5 protein-coding genes are annotated in these 4,009 nt (G+C 70.3%); 3 read left to right on the forward strand and 2 right to left on the reverse strand.

The genetic code is table 11. From position 1 onward, the window contains the following. The 3 genes from D180_RS02725 to D180_RS02735 all read left to right on the forward strand — a co-directional run. The coding region (locus tag D180_RS02725) for a DbpA RNA binding domain-containing protein (protein WP_043090366.1) at positions 1-516 on the forward strand (516 nt) is incomplete at its 5' end. 144 nt (positions 517-660) lie between these two features. After that, positions 661-1,380, forward strand: a complete 720-nt coding sequence (locus tag D180_RS02730) for a pseudouridine synthase (protein WP_010343505.1) — start codon at positions 661-663, stop codon at positions 1,378-1,380. A 133-nt stretch (positions 1,381-1,513) separates the two neighbouring features. Further along, positions 1,514-2,581 (forward strand): sensor domain-containing diguanylate cyclase, encoded by a 1,068-nt coding sequence (locus tag D180_RS02735; protein ID WP_017911582.1) that lies wholly within the window; start codon positions 1,514-1,516, stop codon positions 2,579-2,581. Between the two features lie 277 nt (positions 2,582-2,858). On the opposite strand, the gene D180_RS02740 is transcribed toward D180_RS02735, so the two are convergent. Continuing rightward, on the reverse strand, positions 2,859-3,806 hold the full coding sequence (locus tag D180_RS02740) for a DMT family transporter (RefSeq protein WP_017911583.1): 948 nt from the start codon (positions 3,804-3,806) through the stop codon (positions 2,859-2,861). Positions 3,807-3,858: 52 nt separating this feature from the next. Continuing rightward, positions 3,859-4,009, reverse strand: a 151-nt coding sequence (locus D180_RS23230; RefSeq protein ID WP_198526505.1) for a 2-keto-3-deoxygluconate permease, incomplete at its 5' end; no start/stop codon positions are given.

The following is a 4,009-nucleotide window of genomic DNA, read 5'->3' on the forward strand; positions in this document are numbered from 1 at the left end:
TGTCGCGACGACGGCGAGCGCCCGGCGCGTCCGGCCCCGGCCGCGCGTGGCGAGGATTTCGACTACCACCGCGACGTCGGCAGCTTCGAGGCGCCGCGCCGCGACAAGGCGCCGAAAGCGCCGCGCGGCGCGCCGGAAGTGGGCATGGAGACCTACCGCATCGAGGTCGGCCACCAGCACGGGGTCAAGCCGGCCAACATCGTCGGCGCGATCGCCAACGAGGCCGGGCTGGAGAGCAAGTACATCGGCCGCATCGACATCCACGACGACCATTCGGTGCTGGACCTGCCGGCGGACATGCCGCGCGAGCTGCTGACGCACCTGAAGAAGGTCTGGGTGTCCGGCCAGCAACTGCAGATGCGCAAGCTCGACGGCGACGATGCCGGCGGCGCGCCGTTCAAGCCGAAGTTCGCCCGTACCGGCAAGCCCGGCGGCAAGCCCAACGCCGCCGGCCCGCGCCCGGCCGGCCGCTTCGCCGCCGACCGGCCGCCGCGCAAGGGACCGCCGAAGCGCTGAGAGGCCGGGAATAGGGAGTAGGGGATCGGGAATGGGGGGCGTCCCCGCTGCCGCTCCCTGCCGTCGTTCCCGACGTTAGCCATGGCCCAGCCGGCAGCAGCCCGCTGTTGCCATTCCCCATTCCCCATTCCCAGCTCCCAGCCCATGTCCGTCCGCCTCAACAAGCACATCGCCGAGACCGGGTTTTGCTCGCGCCGGGAGGCCGATCGGCTGATCGCCGCGCGCCGGGTCACCGTCAACGGCCAGCCGGGTGGGGTCGGTTCGGTGGTGGGCGAGGGCGACGAGGTCAAGGTCGACGGGCAGCCGCTGCGCGCGCGCGCCAAGGCCAAGAGTGGGCGCCGCCACGTCTACATCGCGCTGAACAAGCCGGTCGGGGTGACCTGCACCACCGAGAGCGCGGTCAAGGGCAACATCGTCGACTTCGTCGGCCACGAGCAGCGCATCTTCCCGATCGGGCGCCTGGACAAGGAGTCCGAGGGGCTGATCCTGATGACCAGCAACGGCGACATCGTCAACGAGATCCTGCGCGCGGAGAACCGCCATCAGAAGGAATACCTGGTGGCGGTGAACAAGCCGGTCACCGACGAATTCCTGCGCGGCATGGCGCGCGGCGTGCGCGTGCACGACCAGATGACCCTGCCGTGCCGCACCGCGCGGATCGCCAAGTTCGGCTTCCGCATCGTGCTGGAGCAGGGGCTCAACCGGCAGATCCGCTTGATGGCCGCGGCGTTCGACTACCGGGTCACCCAGTTGCGCCGCGTGCGCATCGACAACATCAAGCTTGGCGCGCTGAAGCCGGGCCAGTGGCGCAATCTCACCGAACAGGAACTGCGCGGCCTGCTGCCGCAGCGCCAGGAGTGGTAACCACGTCGCAGTGTCGGCGTTCGGCTGCCGCCGCGCGGCCCAACCGTACAGGCGGCGCGCCCGCCAGGGCTGGCGTCCGCCGCGGATTTGGCCATACTGCGCAACGCGAACCATCGCCGCCGCCGGGTATTCCGTGATCAAGCCCCGCAAGCCCGACAACGAAGCCGCACGCCTGCAGGCGTTGCACGCGTTGCAGATCCTCGACACCGAACCGGAAGCGTCCTACGACGATCTGGTCGGCATCGCCGCCAAGCTGTGCGACACGCCCTCGGCGTTGATCTCGCTGGTCGATGACGAGCGCCAGTGGCTGAAGGCGCAGCGCAACGTCTGCCTGTTGAGCACCGCACGCGACGAGTCGTTCTGCGGGCACACCATCCTGACCCCGGAACAGGTGATGGTGGTCGCCGACGCCACCGCCGATGCGCGCTTCCAGCACAATCCGCTGGTCACCGAGGGCGGTGTGCGCTTCTACGCCGGCGCGCCGCTGCTGACCCGCGAGGGCCTGCCGGTCGGCACGGTGTGCGTGCTCGACAACCGTCCGCGCACCCTGCAGCCGGAACAACTGGCGGCGCTGCAGGCGCTGTCGCGGCAGGTGATGCAGCTGATCGAACTGCGCCGCAGCAGCCATGCGCTGGCGCTGCAGTTGCGCGAACGCGCCTGGTACGAGCAACAGCTGCTGCAGTACCAGGAATCGCTGGAATCGCTCAACGCCGAACTGCTGGAACAGGCGCGCACCGATCCGCTGACCGGCCTGCTCAACCGCCGCGCCTTCGCCACCGCGTTGATGATCCATGCCGAGGCGGCGCAGCCGGGTTCGGCGCCGCTCAGCGTGGCGATTCTGGATCTGGACTACTTCAAGAGCGTCAACGACCTGCATGGTCACGACAAGGGCGATGAGGCGCTGCTGGCGCTGGCCGACATGCTGCGCGCGCGCCTGCCGCCCGAGAGCGTCGTGGCGCGCTACGGCGGCGGCGAGTTCGCGCTGTTGCTGCCGGCGATGGACGCGGCGCAGGCCATGCGCGCCTGCGAGCGCCTGCGCCAGGACACCAGTCTGCTGCAGCTCGGCGTGCCGCTCACCGCCAGCATCGGCGTGGCCACGCTGCAGGGCCGCGAGAGCGCCGAGGACCTGCTCAAGCGCGCCGACCAGGGCCTGTACCAGGCCAAGCGTGCCGGCCGCGACTGCGTGTCGCTGGCGGCGTAAGTACGCCACGTCATTCCGGGACGATCCTCAGATTCCTCCTTGTTCTAGGGGAAAAATTCCCCCGCAGGGGTAGGCGCGTCGCCTCGCGAACGCAGACGACGCAGACGCTTTCGCGCCGTACTCTCACCGCAACCCCTCTCCCGGGGGGAGAGGGGCTAGTTCCCCAGCATGCCGTGCCCTTCGCGTTGGCCTGCGGTGATGCCGCAACTGCGCGGAGCGGGGCCAATCCCGACTCCCCAATCCCCAATCCCCAATCCCGGAGTGAGCGCCCCAGCGCTCACTCCACCACGTTCTTCGCCTCGCAGGTGGCCAGCAGCTCCGGGTGTTGCACCGGACGCGTGCGGGTCAGCAGCGGATGCAGGAACACCGCGCCCAGGATCACCGCCACGCCGAGGTAGAACAGCCCGGTGAGCTGGCGCTGCTCGTCCAGCAGCACGATCGCGAACACGATCGCGTAGACCGGTTCCAGGTTGGTGACCAGCTGCACCGCGTAGGCGCTGAGCCGGCGCAATGCGACCAGGGCCAGGGCGAACGGCAGCAGCGTGCACAGCAGCGCCAGCGCCAGCAGCAGCGCGGTGTCGTGCAGGCTGGGCAGCACCAGCAACGGCCCGCTCAGCGCCGGCAGCACGAACGGCAGCAACGGTGCCAGCGCGGTCAGGGTCAGGGTGCCGGCGCCCAGTTCCAGTGCGGTCACGGTCAGCGGATCGGCATGGTCGACCAGGCGCTTGTTGAGCGAGCCGAAGGCCGCCACCAGCAGCGCCGACACCGCGCCGACGGCCACGCCGGCGCGCATCCCGTGCGGCACCCCGCCGACCACCAGGGCCACGCCGGGCAGCACCGCCAGGCCGAAGACCAGTTCGCTGGGGCGGAACGGCCGCTTCGCCACCCACGGTTCGATCACCGCGGTGAACACCGGCGCCAGCGCGATGCAGGTCGCCGCGACCGAGGCGTTGGCCAGCTTGATCGCGCCGTAGAACGTGAGCCAGTGCAGGCCGACCAGGGCGCCGACGATGGCATAGCCCAGCGCCAGTTTCGGCGTCAGCGCCGCCAGTCCGCGCCACACCCGCGGCAGCAGCGCCAGCGCGGCCACCACCATCAGCATCCGCCACCACACCAGCGGCAGCGCGGGCAGGGTGATCAGCTTGCCGAGAATCGCGGTGATCCCCCACAGCAGGACGCAGAAATGGATTTGCAGCTGGGCTTTGGTGGTGGGGTGCATCGGCATCCGCGTATTGTCGCGCAAAGCGCGCCGCCACGGTCGCGGATCGCCACACGGGTCAGGCGTCTGGCGCCGGCGGCGACGCGGTCCGCGCCATCCTGCGCGCATAGGCGGCGGTGAGCGGCGGCACCAGCAGCGCCGTCACCACCACCGAAGTCGCCACCAGTGCGGTCGCGGCCGGCGCGGTGGCCCGGAACTGCGGCGCCACC

It is taken from the genome of Xanthomonas sp. SHU 166 (assembly GCF_000364685.1).
GTDB lineage: Bacteria > Pseudomonadota > Gammaproteobacteria > Xanthomonadales > Xanthomonadaceae > Xanthomonas_A > Xanthomonas_A sontii.